12 protein-coding genes are annotated in these 14,680 nt (G+C 41.0%); 8 read left to right on the top strand and 4 right to left on the bottom strand.

What is annotated here, in order from left to right; all coding sequences use genetic code 11:
• Positions 1–6 precede the first annotated feature (6 nt).
• The 3 genes from G399_RS0111760 (at position 7) to G399_RS0111770 (ending at position 3,859) form a co-directional block, all read left to right on the top strand.
• Positions 7–1,353, top strand: a complete 1,347-nt coding sequence (locus tag G399_RS0111760) for a tetratricopeptide repeat protein (RefSeq protein ID WP_006013795.1) — start codon at positions 7–9, stop codon at positions 1,351–1,353.
• A 484-nt stretch (positions 1,354–1,837) separates the two neighbouring features.
• Positions 1,838–2,656 (top strand): sulfite exporter TauE/SafE family protein, encoded by an 819-nt coding sequence (locus tag G399_RS0111765; RefSeq protein WP_006013796.1) that lies wholly within the window; start codon positions 1,838–1,840, stop codon positions 2,654–2,656.
• A 36-nt stretch (positions 2,657–2,692) separates the two neighbouring features.
• On the top strand, positions 2,693–3,859 hold the full coding sequence (locus tag G399_RS0111770) for a pyridoxal phosphate-dependent aminotransferase (protein WP_026843685.1): 1,167 nt from the start codon (positions 2,693–2,695) through the stop codon (positions 3,857–3,859).
• A gap of 142 nt (positions 3,860–4,001) precedes the next feature.
• Here G399_RS0111770 and G399_RS0111775 read toward each other — a convergent pair whose 3' ends face one another.
• The 3 genes from G399_RS0111775 to hppD all read right to left on the bottom strand — a co-directional run bounded on the left by G399_RS0111775 (position 4,002) and on the right by hppD (position 6,578).
• Positions 4,002–4,736: a tellurite resistance TerB family protein gene (locus G399_RS0111775; protein WP_006013799.1), complete on the bottom strand. Its 735-nt coding sequence runs from the start codon at positions 4,734–4,736 to the stop codon at positions 4,002–4,004.
• A 193-nt stretch (positions 4,737–4,929) separates the two neighbouring features.
• The gene (locus G399_RS0111780; protein WP_006013801.1) at positions 4,930–5,481 is read right to left on the bottom strand and encodes a VOC family protein; all 552 of its coding nucleotides are present in this window, start codon (positions 5,479–5,481) and stop codon (positions 4,930–4,932) included.
• The gene (gene hppD, locus G399_RS0111785; protein WP_006013803.1) at positions 5,478–6,578 is read right to left on the bottom strand and encodes a 4-hydroxyphenylpyruvate dioxygenase; all 1,101 of its coding nucleotides are present in this window, start codon (positions 6,576–6,578) and stop codon (positions 5,478–5,480) included. Before hppD ends, G399_RS0111780 begins: the two co-directional genes overlap by 4 nt.
• Before the next feature lie 488 nt (positions 6,579–7,066).
• On the opposite strand from hppD, the gene G399_RS0111790 reads away from it, so the two are divergent.
• The 5 genes from G399_RS0111790 to G399_RS0111810 all read left to right on the top strand — a co-directional run bounded on the left by G399_RS0111790 (position 7,067) and on the right by G399_RS0111810 (position 13,228).
• A complete protein-coding gene (locus tag G399_RS0111790) occupies positions 7,067–7,561 on the top strand; it encodes a GNAT family N-acetyltransferase (RefSeq protein WP_006013806.1) in 495 nt (164 codons plus the stop codon).
• A 151-nt stretch (positions 7,562–7,712) separates the two neighbouring features.
• Positions 7,713–8,858, top strand: a complete 1,146-nt coding sequence (locus G399_RS0111795) for a 2-hydroxyacid dehydrogenase (RefSeq protein ID WP_006013809.1) — start codon at positions 7,713–7,715, stop codon at positions 8,856–8,858.
• Between the two features lie 310 nt (positions 8,859–9,168).
• The gene (locus G399_RS0111800; protein WP_006013812.1) at positions 9,169–11,013 is read left to right on the top strand and encodes a bifunctional acetyl-CoA hydrolase/transferase family protein/GNAT family N-acetyltransferase; all 1,845 of its coding nucleotides are present in this window, start codon (positions 9,169–9,171) and stop codon (positions 11,011–11,013) included.
• Entirely contained in the window at positions 11,014–11,931 is a 918-nt protein-coding gene (locus G399_RS0111805) for a histone deacetylase family protein (protein ID WP_006013815.1), read from the top strand. It begins immediately after the preceding gene.
• A gap of 244 nt (positions 11,932–12,175) precedes the next feature.
• Complete coding sequence (locus G399_RS0111810) at positions 12,176–13,228, top strand: aldo/keto reductase (protein WP_026843686.1); 1,053 nt, start codon at positions 12,176–12,178, stop codon at positions 13,226–13,228.
• Positions 13,229–13,288: 60 nt separating this feature from the next.
• On the opposite strand, the gene G399_RS0111815 is transcribed toward G399_RS0111810, so the two are convergent.
• On the bottom strand, positions 13,289–14,431 hold the full coding sequence (locus G399_RS0111815; protein WP_006013821.1) for an HDOD domain-containing protein: 1,143 nt from the start codon (positions 14,429–14,431) through the stop codon (positions 13,289–13,291).
• Positions 14,432–14,680: the final 249 nt, after the last annotated feature.

Here is a 14,680-nt window from a genome sequence, read left to right on the forward strand (position 1 = left end):
GGGACGATGATGAAAAATAAACTCTCTTTGGTATTTAACGTGGTCTTATCCTTAATGATCGTTTTTGTGTCTATGCTAACGATCTCATCAGTTACTAATCTGGCTTTCGCCCAAGACGCGGATGTAACTGAGTCTTCAACAATCAAACCAGGCGAACGTAAAACTCGCCGCGTACCGGCATTGCGTTCAAAGGTATATGATCAGTTGTCTCGGGCGCAAACAGCTGGTGATGCTGGCAACGTGGCCGAAGCTATCGAAATATTAGACGAAGTTCGAGATAAAGACAGTTCGATGAACGGCTATGAAAAATCGATGATGTATAACTTCTACGGGTTCATCTACTACAATAATGAACAGCTAGAAAAATCGATCGAAAGCTTTGAACAAGCGGTGGCTCAAGAACCGATCCCCGAAAAGTTTGAACAAACTACCCTGTTTACTTTAGCGCAATTGTATATGGCCACGGGTAAATTCGAAAAGAGTATTGAGAAATTAGAGCAATGGGAAGCCTTAAACAATGGTGTTATTCCACCGAAAAACTTTGTTCTAAAAGCCCAAGCGCATTATCAAAATAAAAACTATGCTGAGTCAGCTCGATATATTGAGTTAGCGATTGACGGTCACGAAGCTGAAGGTTACTTGCCCGATGAAGGTTGGTTGATTTTGCAACGTGCTGTTTATTATGAAATGAAGCAGCCAGAAAAAGTAAAAGAGATTTTGGCGAAGATGATACGCCTATATGACAACCCTAAATACTGGATACAGTTGGCAGGAATGTATGGTGAGCTTGGTCAAGAAAAACGTCAACTAGCGATGATGGAAAGTGCTTATCAACTGGGTTATGTAGACTCTGCGTCTGATATTTTTAACTTTGCACAATTATATTACTACCACGAAGCACCAATCAAAGCAGCGGCACTGATGGAGCAAGCTATCAAGAATGGCGTGTTAGAACGTAACCTGCGCAATCTCAAGTTCTTGTCTATCTGCTTAACGTCGGCAAAAGAGCAAGACAGAGCCATTCCTGTCTTAATTGAAGCCGCTGAATTAGCCGAAAATGGTGAACTAGACGCTCAACTCGCTCACCTTTATTACAACAATGATAAGTTTGAAAGCGCGATAGCCTCATCAAGTAAAGCGCTTGAGAAGGGTGGCTTGAGCAACCAAGGTTCAGTTCATATGTTACTGGGCTTAGCATATTATAATCAGAAAGAATTTGTGAACGCCCTAGATGAACTTGCCAAAGCCGAACAGTTTAAGTCAAGCAGAGCGGCTGCCCAGCAGTGGAGGCAATTTGTTGGTAGAGAAAAGAGTGAAACTGAACAACTTCAAGCTGAGTTGGATCGTATGTAAATTGCTTAAATATAATATAAAAAAAGGCGGCTTTAGTCGCCTTTTTCCGTTGAAACTAAAGGCAATTTAGATTGTTCATGCAGAGTAACCTTCGAATCCTTAGTACAGCGATTTTACAGCTTATCGTAAATATTTTGAGCCAGCGCGACCAATTAATTAGAGTGTCTGAATAAATTAAACCGTTGTATAAGCAACTGCTTTTATCAACGTCTAACACATGCAGCTTAAATGTCCCGTTCCTGTTTTGTACAAGCCATTAAACATGAATTCTCTGGACTTCGTATTCTGCTATCAATATCCCTAGCTATCCATTTTTGCATCATCTTTGCGCGACAAATAGTCAGTTTAGTGCAGCGCCATTTAGATAATGACTGAGCTGACGCGTAAACAGTGGCTTGTCAATGTGGCACTGATTATGCTGTGTTTTTTACGTACAGCACTTTCTTCTGTATTCCCAGTTATTAAACTATTTCTAAGGGGTGTTATGGAAGTTGAGCTGTTGTGGTTTGTAATAACCTTATGTCTAGCGGGTGCAATTGCTGGTATTACATCTGGATTATTCGGAAACGGAGGAGGCTTTGTCGTCGTGCCAGCTCTTTTGGTTGTTTTTCCTTTTTTTACTGACTCATCTGGTGAGCTCATCAAGGTTGCAATTGGCACGTCTTTAGCATCAATTGTGGTTTCCAGTGCGCGCTCTGTCCAGGCGCATAAGAAAAAAGGTGCAGTCGATTTTTTAGTATTGAAAGACTGGTCAATCTGGTTGGTGGTTGGGGTAGTCGTTGGACTATATATTGCGTCACAGACAAGCTCAGAAAGTCTTATTTTGGTGTTTGCTATTGGCGTATTACTGTACTCGATTTACTTTTTATTCCCCGCACTCTTTGCTGGTACCTCAAACACATTGACCATGCCAAAAGGTATATTTAAAGCCGGACTAGCGTCTTTCTTAGGTGGTTTTTCGGCATTGCTTGGTATTGGTGGTGGAACCATTACGGTGATGACTATGGTGATCTGTAATCGCAGCGTGCATCAAGCTATAGCAACGGCTGCCGGTGTTGGTTTTATTATTGGTATACCGGGTTCAATTGGATTTTTACTGATGGGGCAAAATGTGCAGGATCTGCCTTACGGTACCGTTGGATTCATCAATATTCCGGCACTTATCGCTATCAGCGCCGGATCTGTAATGACGGCTCCATTGGGAGCTAAATGGGCGCATAGTCTGGACGAGGTAAGTTTGAAGAAAATATTTGGGCTTTACCTGATAGCAGTATCTATTTCTATGTTTTACAAAGCGTTTTAAAAATCAATTAGAGACTAAAAGTAAAGGGCTGATAACATGACAGAGAATTTAAGTAGACGATTATTTTTAAGAGGAACGTTGGTAACAGCTTCGGCTTTTGCTGTCGGGGGCTTGGTATCTTTATCAGGCAGTGCACTGGCGGCAAATTATACCGTCCCTTTGGTTAATTATGGGCCGATTGCGGGTATCGCCAAACTTAATGCTAATGAAAATCCTTACGGACCAAGTCCTGATGCAATGAATGCCATGATGCAAGCAACTGCTAAGGGAGCATACTATGCCGCTGAGCCATATCAAGTATTGGTTGATATGATTGCTGAGAAAAATGCCTTGAGTAAAACCCAAGTATCATTGAGTTCGGGGTCAAGCGGTGTATTGTCGTATGCTGCTATTGCAGCATCAAATAAGGGCCAAATTTTAGGTCCAGACCTATTTTGGGACACAACCGCACAAGCACCGGAGAGGATGGGTAGAGAGAAAATTAAACGAATTGCCAAAACTGCAGATTTGAGTATTGATCTGGATGCTTTGTATGCTGCGATTGATGGTAATGTTGCTATGGTGCATGTGACAAACCCTAACAATCCTACCGGGCAACTATTGGACGCAGGTAAATTAAGAGAGTTTTGTATTAAGGCGTCTAAGAAAACATTGGTGTTAGTTGACGAAGCTTATAATGAAGTGACAGACATGCCTGAAACAAACTCAATGGTTTCGTTGGTGAGGGAGGGACATAATGTGATAGTGGCCAAGACTTTCTCTAAAATATACGGCCTCGCTGGCATGCGCGTCGGTTACATGCTGGCTTCTGAAGAAAATACAAATGACATAAATCGCTATAGTTTAGGCGGTTACGCAATGAATCAAGCAGGATTAGCCGCAGCCATAGCCAGCTACAATGACGAAGCTTTCTTGAAGATGTCTAAGTCCAAGATCATTGAGGGGCGCGAAATGGTAGTAGATGCGGTTAAGGCAAATGGGCTGATCGCACTCCCTTCCTCAACTAACTTTGTTTTTGTTGATTTAGGCAAAGGGAATGCCGAAATTTTTAGGCAAAAAATGGAAGAGCAAAATGTGCTGATACGCGGGATCTATCGTGATTATACCAGTTGGTCACGCGTCAGCATGGGCATGATCCCCGATGTTCAAAAGTATGTTAATGCATTACCTAGAGTATTAGAGCAAACCTTAGCATTGTCTTAATTTATAATGGTAAATCACTCAAAACAGTAATTTACCTCTCCAATCGCCCAAGGAATGGGCTTTCTTTAGGCTTTTAAAGCGTGTTTTTAGTTAAGCCATAAGACAAAAGTGAAATCAGCAAAGGTAGATTCATTTTTATTGCCTAAGCATGCACTGACAATCGCGCGTCATATGCTGTTTCCTCTAGTGCATGTTGTAACTGAGAAGGAATACACAGCATTCTAGCTAATTTATCTAGGTAAATACGTGAGTCGGTTTGACCTAAGTCCAGTGCAATAGCGCTAATTGCATACACCTCAGCGGCGGCTTCAGAACAAGGTACTTTAGCAACCAGTTGTTCAATACTCATTGGGTTGCGCATTTCATCAAACAGCGATGACTTGTCTTCCGTGCTCAAATCCATAGCGTCAACTTGGTCGAATATCTTCATTCGTTCAGTTTGATCTATGTGTCCGTCGGCATGCGCTGCGGCTACCATCGCTCTGAGTAATAAAAGCTGGCCTTGGGCGTTCGTTTCGTTAACCACAGCATCGAATTGCGATTCATTCAAACTTTGTGGGTCGTAAGCAAATTGGGACGCTTGCTGGGGTGACTGAGGTTGCGGGCTATCTGAATAATCTTGATATTTACCGCGACCAAATGCGCGATCTTGTGCCTGTTGGTCAGAGTATGACTTGTATGCTTTCCAAGCAATGCCTCCCACAGCTGCTAAAGCGCCTATTTGTAAGGCTTTCTTCCCTGTTTTCCCTGCACCCTTGCCACTCATAAGGCCACCGGCAATTCCGCCAGCAATGCCACCGCCCAATAAAGCGCCACCCGATCCTTTCATCATTCCTGAGCGACTTAAACTGGCAAGCATCTTATTTATATTAATCATTATTTCACCTCAATAGACACATTAGTTTTATTGAGTATAAAACAAGCTAGCACAAACAAAAGACGAATAATTGGGGCTTAATCATCGTAAAAAACTGATTAACCAAGCGCACAGGAATTGCTTACTAGTGGGCTTAACAATAAAAAAGACAATACTTTAAAGAAATACTGCCTTTAGATAAGAACATTAATGGCTACTTATCGTTAGCAATTTGTTCATGTAACCAAGCAGCATGTCGCGGCGCTTTTTTAGTTTTGCTCCACTCATCTAACATTTCTGGTGCAACTCTATGTAGCTCTTGCATTTGCTCTTGTGTATGAGTATTGGCTGCCAGTTCTAAACGATGGCCGTTCGGATCGAAGAAGTAAATCGATTTGAATATGCCATGATTAGTTGGGCCAATGACATTGATGCCGTGACTCTCAATCGAAACCTTAGCTGCATTTAAAGCCTCTAAGTTATCCAATTTCATGGCGATATGTTGCACCCATTTAGGCGTATTTTGGTCACGATCCATATCGGGCTGCTGTGGCAGCTCGAAAAAAGCCAACACGTTGCCATTGCCGGCATCCATAAAAATATGCATATAGGGGTCATAAGCACCAGTAGATGGCACGTGGTCTTCGGCTATCGCTAGCTGGAAATCCATACCTAATACGTTCTGGTAAAACTCAACAGTCTGTTTCGCATCTTTGCAGCGATAGGCCACATGATGAAAACCATTTAGTTGGATTGGATGGCTCATACGTCCTCCTTTTCCTCAATTTTCTTGGAAGTGTTTAAAACACCGCGATTTATTTGGTCGCGCTCAATAGATTCGAATAAGGCTTTGAAGTTACCTTCACCGAAACCTTCATCACCCTTGCGTTGAATAAACTCAAAAAACACTGGACCTAATTGTGTTTCAGAAAATATTTGAAGCAACAATCTTGGGCCACCTTCGGTAGTACCATCCATTAAAATACCGCGCGTTTGCAGTTCTTCAACAGGCTCTCCATGATCCGGCAAACGGCCTTCTAATAGTTCGTAATAGGTCGATGGTGGAGCAGTCATAAACGGCATACCCATGCCTTTTAAACGGTCCCAACAGGCAACTAAGTCATCACAACTAAAGGCAATATGTTGAATTCCTTCGCCATTAAATGCGCGTAAAAACTCTTCAATTTGTCCTTTTCCGCCTTCACCTTCTTCGTTTAATGGAATTCGAATTTTACCATCAGGTGCACTGAGTGCTTTTGACGTTAATCCCGTATATTCACCTTTAATGTCGAAGAAGCGAACTTCTTGGAAGTTAAATAATTGTTGATAGAAATCAGCCCAATACTTCATTCGACCGCCATAAACGTTGTGCGTTAAATGGTCGATAACCTTGAAGCCAGCGCCTACCGGATTGCGGTCAACGCCTTCAATGTAGTCAAAATCGATGTCATAAATAGATAGTTCATCGCCATAGCGGTCTATCAAATAAATGATGGCGTTACCAATACCTCGAATCGCAGGCAAACGAAGCTCCATAGGACCGGTTTCGACTTGCACTGGCTCGGCACCTTGGGCTAATAAGTGTTCGTAAGCTTTTACCGCATTTTTAACACGGAAACCCATACCGCAAGCGGCAGGGCCATGCTCTCGAGCAAAATACCAAGCCGCAGATTTTGGTTCGTAGTTCGCAATGAGATTGATGCCACCCTGGCGCCACAATTGTGCGTCTTTGGTGCGGTGATTTGCAATGAGGCTAAATCCCATAGCAGTAAATACTGTTTCTAGGTGACCCTTTTCAGGAGAAGAGAATTCGATGAATTCAAATCCATCTAAGCCCGCTGGATTTTCAAATAAGTCTGCCATTGTTCACTCTCTTTAGTCATGTATAAATTTAAAGGCATTTTACGCCAAATTTTAATGCTCGCAGTTTAGGTTATTTAGCAAAAAATTACTCGGGAAGGAGATATTGATGCTCAGTCATGATTTAATGAAAAATATATAAGTGTAAATAATTAAATACGGAAATGTGGTTGAAAGCCACGTTTTTTGGTTTTTATTTCGATCATAGATGACACGTCTTCCATTATAAAAACCATTTATTGGGTCCACTAGTTGCTTGGCGAGTGTAGGATTGCATTCATAGATTTAAAAATATGTATAAATCTATACCAAACTAGTCTTCGCTGCGCCGCTTAAGCCTTTTTATTTATTTTCTAAAAAGCAGTAACAAAATTGATAACAGTGGAATAAACTGGCACTAACACATTTTGAACAAATTAGCAGAATTAGACTTAGGTAAGTGCTTAAATGAACAACTGGGAAAAAACAGATCACAGCGGATCAAGTAATACATGGATACAGCACCAATGAACGGCAATATCGAAATTCTCCCTTTTAAGGATGAATTGGCCTCTTATTTTGAGAGCATTAATGCACAATGGATCAATGACATGTTCGTCCTCGAAGATATTGATAAGCAAGTACTGCAGCAGCCGCGTAAGCATATTATAGATAAAGGTGGAAAAATCTGGTTTGTAAAACATGCAACACTCGGCATTATTGGCGCTTGCGCTTTGCTGAACAAAGGTAATGGTAATTTTGAACTAACTAAAATGGGCGTATTAGACACGGCCCGTGGCTTGAAAGTGGGGGAGGTTTTACTTCGCTATGTGATCCAAGAAGCGAAAGAGATGCAGGTAACATGTTTATTTTTACTCACTAACGCAAAATGTGAAGCTGCCATTCATCTATACGCAAAGAATGGTTTTGAACACGACAAACAAATTATGCAAACTTACGGACAAAGCTATGAAAGATGCAATGTAGCGATGCGCTTTATTACATAGTATGGCTTTGTTCGATTATTATTTTAAGCTGACAAAAACCGTCTATACTTATAAAATGATAAAAGCACGATGATAAAAGCACGATGATAAAAGTAAAGCGATAAAAGGCTGCTAGGCCTATTAAAGACCAGTTAATGGATAAGGAATAATGATGGGCAATCGAGATACAGATAGGCTCAAAGTTGTTAATCAATTATTGGCAGATCATGAAGGCATATCCGCTTCTATTTACCAACAAATTATTGAAGTCCTCGAAACGCAACATGAAACCTATGGTTACAATTCTAAAAAGCAGCTTAAGGTTGCTATGTTTGACGCACGTTCCTACGATATTGCAGCATTTAACGCTGAAAACCATGCACATATTCATGCCATCAACATTCAAAGTTCGCTGAATGAGGTGTCTGCCATTCAAGCGAAAGGTTGTCTAGCTATTTGCGTATTTGTCAATGATGATTGTAGCGAGCCGGTGATAGCTAAACTTGCTGCATATGGTGTAAAGCTCATAGCCTTACGCTGTGCCGGGTTTAATAATGTTGATTTAAGCGCTTGTAAGCAGCATCGAATTGATGTGGTGAGGGTACCAGAATATTCACCTCATGCCGTCGCAGAGCATACAGTTGCGCTGATGATGATGCTTAACCGAAAGCTACACCAAGCTTATATGCGCAATAAAAATGGTCAATATGTATTAGACGGGCTGGTTGGATTTGATATGTATGGCAAAACAGTCGGGGTGGTCGGGGTTGGTAAAATAGGCCGCTGCTTAATTACTATTTTACTTGGTTTTGGCTGCAAGGTATTAGCTTACGATATAGAGCTTGATCCAGCACTGCAAGCTAATCCATTTGTGGATTTTGTGTCTTTAGAAACGCTTTTTGAATCTAGTGATATTATTACGCTGCATGCTCCTTTGACAAACCAAACGTATCATATGATTGATGAGAACGCGCTTAACAAAATGAAACAAGAAGTGATGATTATTAATACCAGCAGAGGGGCGTTAATTGATACTAAGGCCTTGGTTCAAGGACTGAAATCAGGCAAGATTGGTTCAGCAGGCCTAGATGTATATGAAGAAGAAGCGAGTATCTTTTTCCACGATAAAAGCGGTGAAGTGATCACCGATGATGTCTTTGCAAGGCTAACCACATTCAACAATGTGGTTATTACTTCTCATCAAGGGTTTTTAACAAAAGAGGCTTTGAGTAATATTGCGCAAACCACACTTGAGAATTTTGCTGAGTTTATTGAAGGAAAAAGAGGCGATGAGCTGACATGTGTTGTGAGCGATTAGGCCCTGAACAACGTAGACAATTGGGTGCTGGTGTATTTTTTTGCAGCGCTTTAATTAAAGAACTTTAGATAACTAGACGGTTTTTAATAAACCGTATTTAGATAGACTGTATCTAAGTGGATCGTATTTAAGCAGACCGTATTTAAGCAGATCGTATTTAAGTAGACTCAACTTAAGTAGAAAGCAGGTAAATAGACAGCACATTGCACACGTTTCGCGCACTACGTTGGTTTAGATCAATGTCGTGCGACACTCAATTTATTAATATATAGGAAGTTTTCATTCTTCTTCCTTTTTCTGGAAATTATTCATGCAATCTGTTGTTTCTCAGTCTCATAATTACATTGATTGGTCTGCCATTATTAAGTCAGGCGACCGCATCTTTCTTGGCTCCAATGCCGGAATTCCGAATGCTCTAGTGGATAGCTTAATTGAAAATGGCAAAGATATTAAAGACATTGAAGTGACCCATATAGGTACGTTATCAGATGAACGATGGGCCCTGCCTAAGCACCAGCGACAGTTTAAAGTGAACACTTTTTTTATCCACGGTAACGTTATCCGCCAAGCAGTGGATGAAGGAAGAGCTGATTACACACCTTGTTTTCTATCGGAAATTTCTAGTTTGTTTGCCAATGATATTTTGCCCTTAGATGCCGCTCTAATTATGGTTAGCCCCCCAGATGAACTCGGTTACTGTTCGTTAGGCGTCTCTGTTGATGTGGTTATGTCAGCCGCGCGCTCTGCAAAAAAGATAGTGGCTCAAATAAACCCGCAAATGCCAAGAACAGCAGGACATTCATTCATTCATATTTCCGAATTTGCGGCGTGTATTGAACACGAACAAAAGCTACCAGAGGTAAAACCCGCTGATAAGAATGAAATTTATGAGCGCATTGGTCAATACGTTGCCATGCTGGTGGAGGATGGTGCAACATTGCAATTAGGTATTGGCAAAATACCGGATGCCACACTACGCTATTTGGGCAAGCACAAAGACCTTGGTATTCACAGCGAAATGATCAGTGACGGGGTGATTGAACTTATTCAAGACGGTGTCATTAATAACCGTGCTAAAACCTTTCATCCAGGTAAATCAGTAGTGAGCTTCTGTATGGGCACAAAACGCCTTTATGATTTTGTACATAACAACCCGCATGTTGAATTCTATCCATCAAGTTATGTGAATAAACCCACAAATATTGCAAAAAATGACAAGCTTGTTTCAATTAATAGTGCGTTGGAAGTCGATTTAACTGGGCAAGTCGTTGCTGATTCAATTGGCCACGATTTTTATAGTGGTATTGGTGGTCAAGTTGATTTTGTTACAGGAGCAACGCTTAGTAAAGGCGGAAAGCCGATTATCGCCTTGCCCTCCACTGCAAAAGGCGGCACCATTTCTAGAATAGTTGCCAACATTCAGGAAGGCGCCGGCGTTGTAACATCGCGTGGTAATGTGCATTACATTGTTACTGAATTCGGCGTCGCGAGTTTAAAAGGCAAGAGTATCCGAGAACGTGCATTAGAATTGATTAGGATCGCACACCCTAAATTTAGACAAGAATTACTCGAAGCGGTAAGGCAACATTATTGGGTACCTGATTATCAAACCAAATATCCTACTGATATCCCTGAATTAGGTGAAATGCAACTGCAAGAAATAGACATACAAGGTGACGTATTTTATTTGAGGCCGCTTAATCCCGCAGATGAAAGGCGCCTGCAGGAGTTCTTTTATTCGCATACCAAAGAAACGCTGCGCTTGCGTTACAACTACTTGCCACAAGGTATGAGTCGACAAAACTCGTGTGATTTGGTGAGCGTTGATCAAACTAAGGATATCGCCCTTACAATAGTTAACCAGCAAGGATCCAGCGTTAAGATTGAAGCCGTTGGACGATATTATTTGAATGCTGATAGTACCTGTGAAGTGGCTTTCGTTACGTGCGAAAATCAGCAAGGTAAAGGCATGGCCTCTCGATTAATGAAGCTGATGATTAGTATTGCCCAGCAAAGAGGTGTGTCAAAAATGGTAGCTTACGTGCGCAGTGAAAATAAGCCGATGATAACTGTGTTTGAGCAATTTAAATTCAAGCGCGTATTCAATCCAGATCCTGCCGAAATTGAACTGGTATTATTTCTACAGGAGAGTTAAATGCCGATTACATTTATAAGCAGTCCTAAGTGTTTATTACACGACATGGACCCTGAACATCCAGAGCAACCCGCAAGGCTGCATAGCATTAACGATCAGATAATTTCGTCGGGCGTTGAATTTGCGATTAACTTTGTAGATACGCCGCCGGTGCAGTTGGCTCAACTTTACCGCGCTCATGATAATCAATTTGTTGATAAGATAATCAAAGAGGCCCCAACAGAAGGGCATAAATGGTTAGATGACGATACCTTAATGATGCCACAATCATTGGATGCCGCAATGCACGCAGCAGGAGCAGGTATTCACGCGGTAGATCTGATCATGAATGGGGATTCGAATAAGGCGTTTTGTGCAGTGCGTCCGCCTGGTCATCACGCCGAGTATGCTAAGTCTGGCGGCTTTTGTATCTTTAACAACATTGCTGTTGCAGCTTTGCATGCGCTCGACCACTATGGCATGAAGAAAGTCGCTATTATTGACTTTGACGTGCATCATGGTAACGGTACTGAAGACATTTTTAAAGATGATCCTCGCGTGTTATTTTGCTCGTCATTTCAGCATCCTTTTTATCCTTTTAGCGGTGATAAGCCAACCAACCAGCATATCCTCAATATTCCAATCCCAGCAGGAACCAAAGGTGATGAATATCGTCAAATGATAATGCCTTGGTTTGATAAACTAAATGATTTTGTGCCAGAGATGATTTTTATCTCCGCCGGTTTTGATGGGCATGCCGAAGATGCATTAGGGCATTTGCGCCTAGTTGAGGCAGACTATGAATGGGTAACATTGCAAATCAAGAATATTGCAGACAAACACTGTGGTGGCAAAATAGTGTCTATGCTTGAAGGCGGGTATGCGCTAAGCGCATTATCACGCAGTGTTGTTTCACATATTAAGGCGTTAATGAACTAAGTATTATCACCGCCTGTTGTTAACGGTAAAATACATCGATACTGGTTTTTATTTAGCTTGTTTCTGTCACTGTGTCTCGCGTTTGTAAAAAAAGACAAGATAAAGTAACAATCGACTTTTTAAAAACTATGTATACTCTACAGCATAATGAATATTATGCTGACAAACCTGAACGCTAGCGCCCGCAACTCGTTGGTGAGCAAATGCTTTTCGCTTTGTTCAGGTTTAAAAGGAAAAAACAATAATGAAATACTCTCCCCTCGGAAGTTCCAGTTTGTCTGTGTCTCGTGTTTGCTTAGGAAGCATGACGTGGGGTATACAAAACACACAAGCGGATGCAGATGAGCAAATTGAATATGCAATGGCCTGTGGCATTAACTTCATTGATACCGCTGAAATGTATCCCGTGCCTCCCTCAGAAGAAACTTACGGTGATACAGAGCGATGCATAGGTAACTGGCTGGCACGTAACCCTGAGCAACGTGAAAAATTAATTATTGCTAGCAAAATATCTGGCCCCGGCTTTCCATATGTTCGTGGTAATTCTATGATTAGCAGCGCGACTATCGAGCAAGCATTAGATGCTTCATTAGCGCGACTGCAAACTGATTACATAGATGTGTATCAACTGCATTGGCCAAATAGAACGTCGCCACACTTTGGTAAGCATTGGCCAAACCAGGTTATGGCTACCCAGCAAAAAGTAAAAGCTGAAAAGAAACGCATGCGAGATATCGTTTTAGGCTTAGGAAAAGCGCTTGAAAACGGAAAAATTAGACATTGGGGACTATCAGACGATACTACCTGGGGCATTCATACTTATCTCAACCTATGCGAAGAATTAGGTGTAGCCAAACCCGTTTCAATTCAAAATGAATTTAGTCTACTACAAATAAAAGACTGGCCTTATCTAATTGAGTCGTGTGTGTTTGAGAATATCGCCTATCTACCTTGGTCTCCTTTATCGAGTGGTATGTTGTCGGGTAAATATATTGGTGGCGCAAGACCCGAGGGTAGTCGCTGGACCATGACTCAACGCCAAGGTTTATTCCGTAACACGATCTATTCAGAGCAAGCTGTTGTTGCATATTGCGATGTGGCTAAAAAGCATGGTATGACATCCAGCCAAATGGCACTCGCGTGGTGTGATCAAATTGATGGTGTAACATCTACCATTATTGGAGCGACAAATATGCTTCAGTTAAAAGAGAATATTGAGGCTTTTGATGTATCACTATCGGATGCATGTTTAGCGGATATTGAGGCGGTATTACAACAATTTACGGCGCCATTCTGAGTTTAGTAATTGCCAATCTGGTAAATTTAGGCCACTGGTTTAGCTCAATTACGGTTTGATTTATTCATCTAACCTTAGATTTTCTATCAGTGCGCTCACTTCTTGCTTAAAGCGTGCTTTTCGCAACGTACTATTGATTCTGCCTAAACCGTAATACTCTATTTGAGCTTGTGCGTAAAAAAAACTATCGCACCTTGTTTCTGCAAAGCTAATTTCGTCTAAATCAATATGCTTCATAGAACGTTGAAATATAATCAGGTCAGTCATACGACTTACATAATAACTAAAAATTACAACCGTTTGTTGTTCTTTAGACAGCTCTGAATCTGTCAACTTATTGAGCATCGGAAGCAAACTCGCCCCAATACTGTCGATAATTTGGTCCGGCAGTTGAGCGTTTATTGCGAAGGTTTTGCCCATTATTGCTGTGTTAGTTCCTAATTCGTTCTGAATGCCCTTAACACGCTCAAAGTGTGTAGCATGGTTCAAATAATATTTTGCAATTTTAGGTTGTGCAGTGAGTAACGAAATATCACCTAAATAATCTAGTAAGCATCGCGTCGATAGTTCAGCTGAATTATCTAGTTTCAGATCCTTAGCGATTAATAAACCTATTGAGCTAGCAAGAAAACTGGCTTTCCAAATTTTGTGATACGCTCGTTTTTGCTCATCATTTACAAAGTCTGCACTACGATCTAGTGCAAATTGCATTGCAATGTTTTTTGCTTGAAGTACGCCTAAGTAGACGATGGCATGGTTGATGGTGGTAATTGATTTACGCAAAGCAAATAACGACGAATTGGCTACATTGATAACTTTAACCACCAGCTCAGGATCGTTTTTAATAATATTTAATAACTCTTTAGGGTCGTTGATATTGCGTGTAAGCGACATCAGCAAAGGGTGTGGCTTTTTTAGGCCGGTCGCTGAATCGAATTGCTTACGTTGTTTTTCATCAACAATATCTTCAAGCAAGATAAAATTGATGAAGTCTTCTGATGGATCAGGCACATCTTTTGGATTTCGAAGTTTTGGGCTTGGTTCACTAGCCTCCCCAAGTCCACTAAAAGTCGTCGTATTGATAGTACTTTTCAACTTTGGATTTTTTGTCGCAATAGTCGATTTTTTACTCATCCGATATAACAACAATACAAGGATAAGTCCTACAATCGCAATTGAGTTAATAATGATATCTAAGGGCACAGAGGGCCTCGCAAAAGCTCGATTCTTAAAACAATATTACTATAGTCATTAGTCTAGTTTATGCATAAAATTTGATCTAAAGGTATGTTTCTGTAATACCAATTATGTGAACTGCGTTCGCAAGATAGCAAATATAAAGTCGAATTTACGCACGAATAAACCGTCATATAGCACAATAAAAAACGATTCATTTGTAATACAAGTGTCATTTTACAAGGCTATAATCAGTGCAAAATTGTTAGCTTCTTT

This window comes from Brumicola pallidula DSM 14239 = ACAM 615 (assembly GCF_000428905.1).
Taxonomy (GTDB): Bacteria; Pseudomonadota; Gammaproteobacteria; order Enterobacterales; family Alteromonadaceae; genus Glaciecola; species Glaciecola pallidula.

What these genes read in the sequence shown, in the direction of transcription:
- G399_RS0111760 (WP_006013795.1), top strand. Translation starts at nt 7, where the DNA reads ATGATGAAAAATAAACTCTCTTTGGTATTTAACGTGGTCTTATCCTTA.
- G399_RS0111765 (WP_006013796.1), top strand. Translation starts at nt 1,838, where the DNA reads ATGGAAGTTGAGCTGTTGTGGTTTGTAATAACCTTATGTCTAGCGGGT.
- G399_RS0111770 (WP_026843685.1), top strand. Translation starts at nt 2,693, where the DNA reads ATGACAGAGAATTTAAGTAGACGATTATTTTTAAGAGGAACGTTGGTA.
- G399_RS0111775 (WP_006013799.1), bottom strand. Translation starts at nt 4,736, where the DNA reads ATGATTAATATAAATAAGATGCTTGCCAGTTTAAGTCGCTCAGGAATG.
- G399_RS0111780 (WP_006013801.1), bottom strand. Translation starts at nt 5,481, where the DNA reads ATGAGCCATCCAATCCAACTAAATGGTTTTCATCATGTGGCCTATCGC.
- hppD (WP_006013803.1), bottom strand. Translation starts at nt 6,578, where the DNA reads ATGGCAGACTTATTTGAAAATCCAGCGGGCTTAGATGGATTTGAATTC.
- G399_RS0111790 (WP_006013806.1), top strand. Translation starts at nt 7,067, where the DNA reads ATGGATACAGCACCAATGAACGGCAATATCGAAATTCTCCCTTTTAAG.
- G399_RS0111795 (WP_006013809.1), top strand. Translation starts at nt 7,713, where the DNA reads ATGGGCAATCGAGATACAGATAGGCTCAAAGTTGTTAATCAATTATTG.
- G399_RS0111800 (WP_006013812.1), top strand. Translation starts at nt 9,169, where the DNA reads ATGCAATCTGTTGTTTCTCAGTCTCATAATTACATTGATTGGTCTGCC.
- G399_RS0111805 (WP_006013815.1), top strand. Translation starts at nt 11,014, where the DNA reads ATGCCGATTACATTTATAAGCAGTCCTAAGTGTTTATTACACGACATG.
- G399_RS0111810 (WP_026843686.1), top strand. Translation starts at nt 12,176, where the DNA reads ATGAAATACTCTCCCCTCGGAAGTTCCAGTTTGTCTGTGTCTCGTGTT.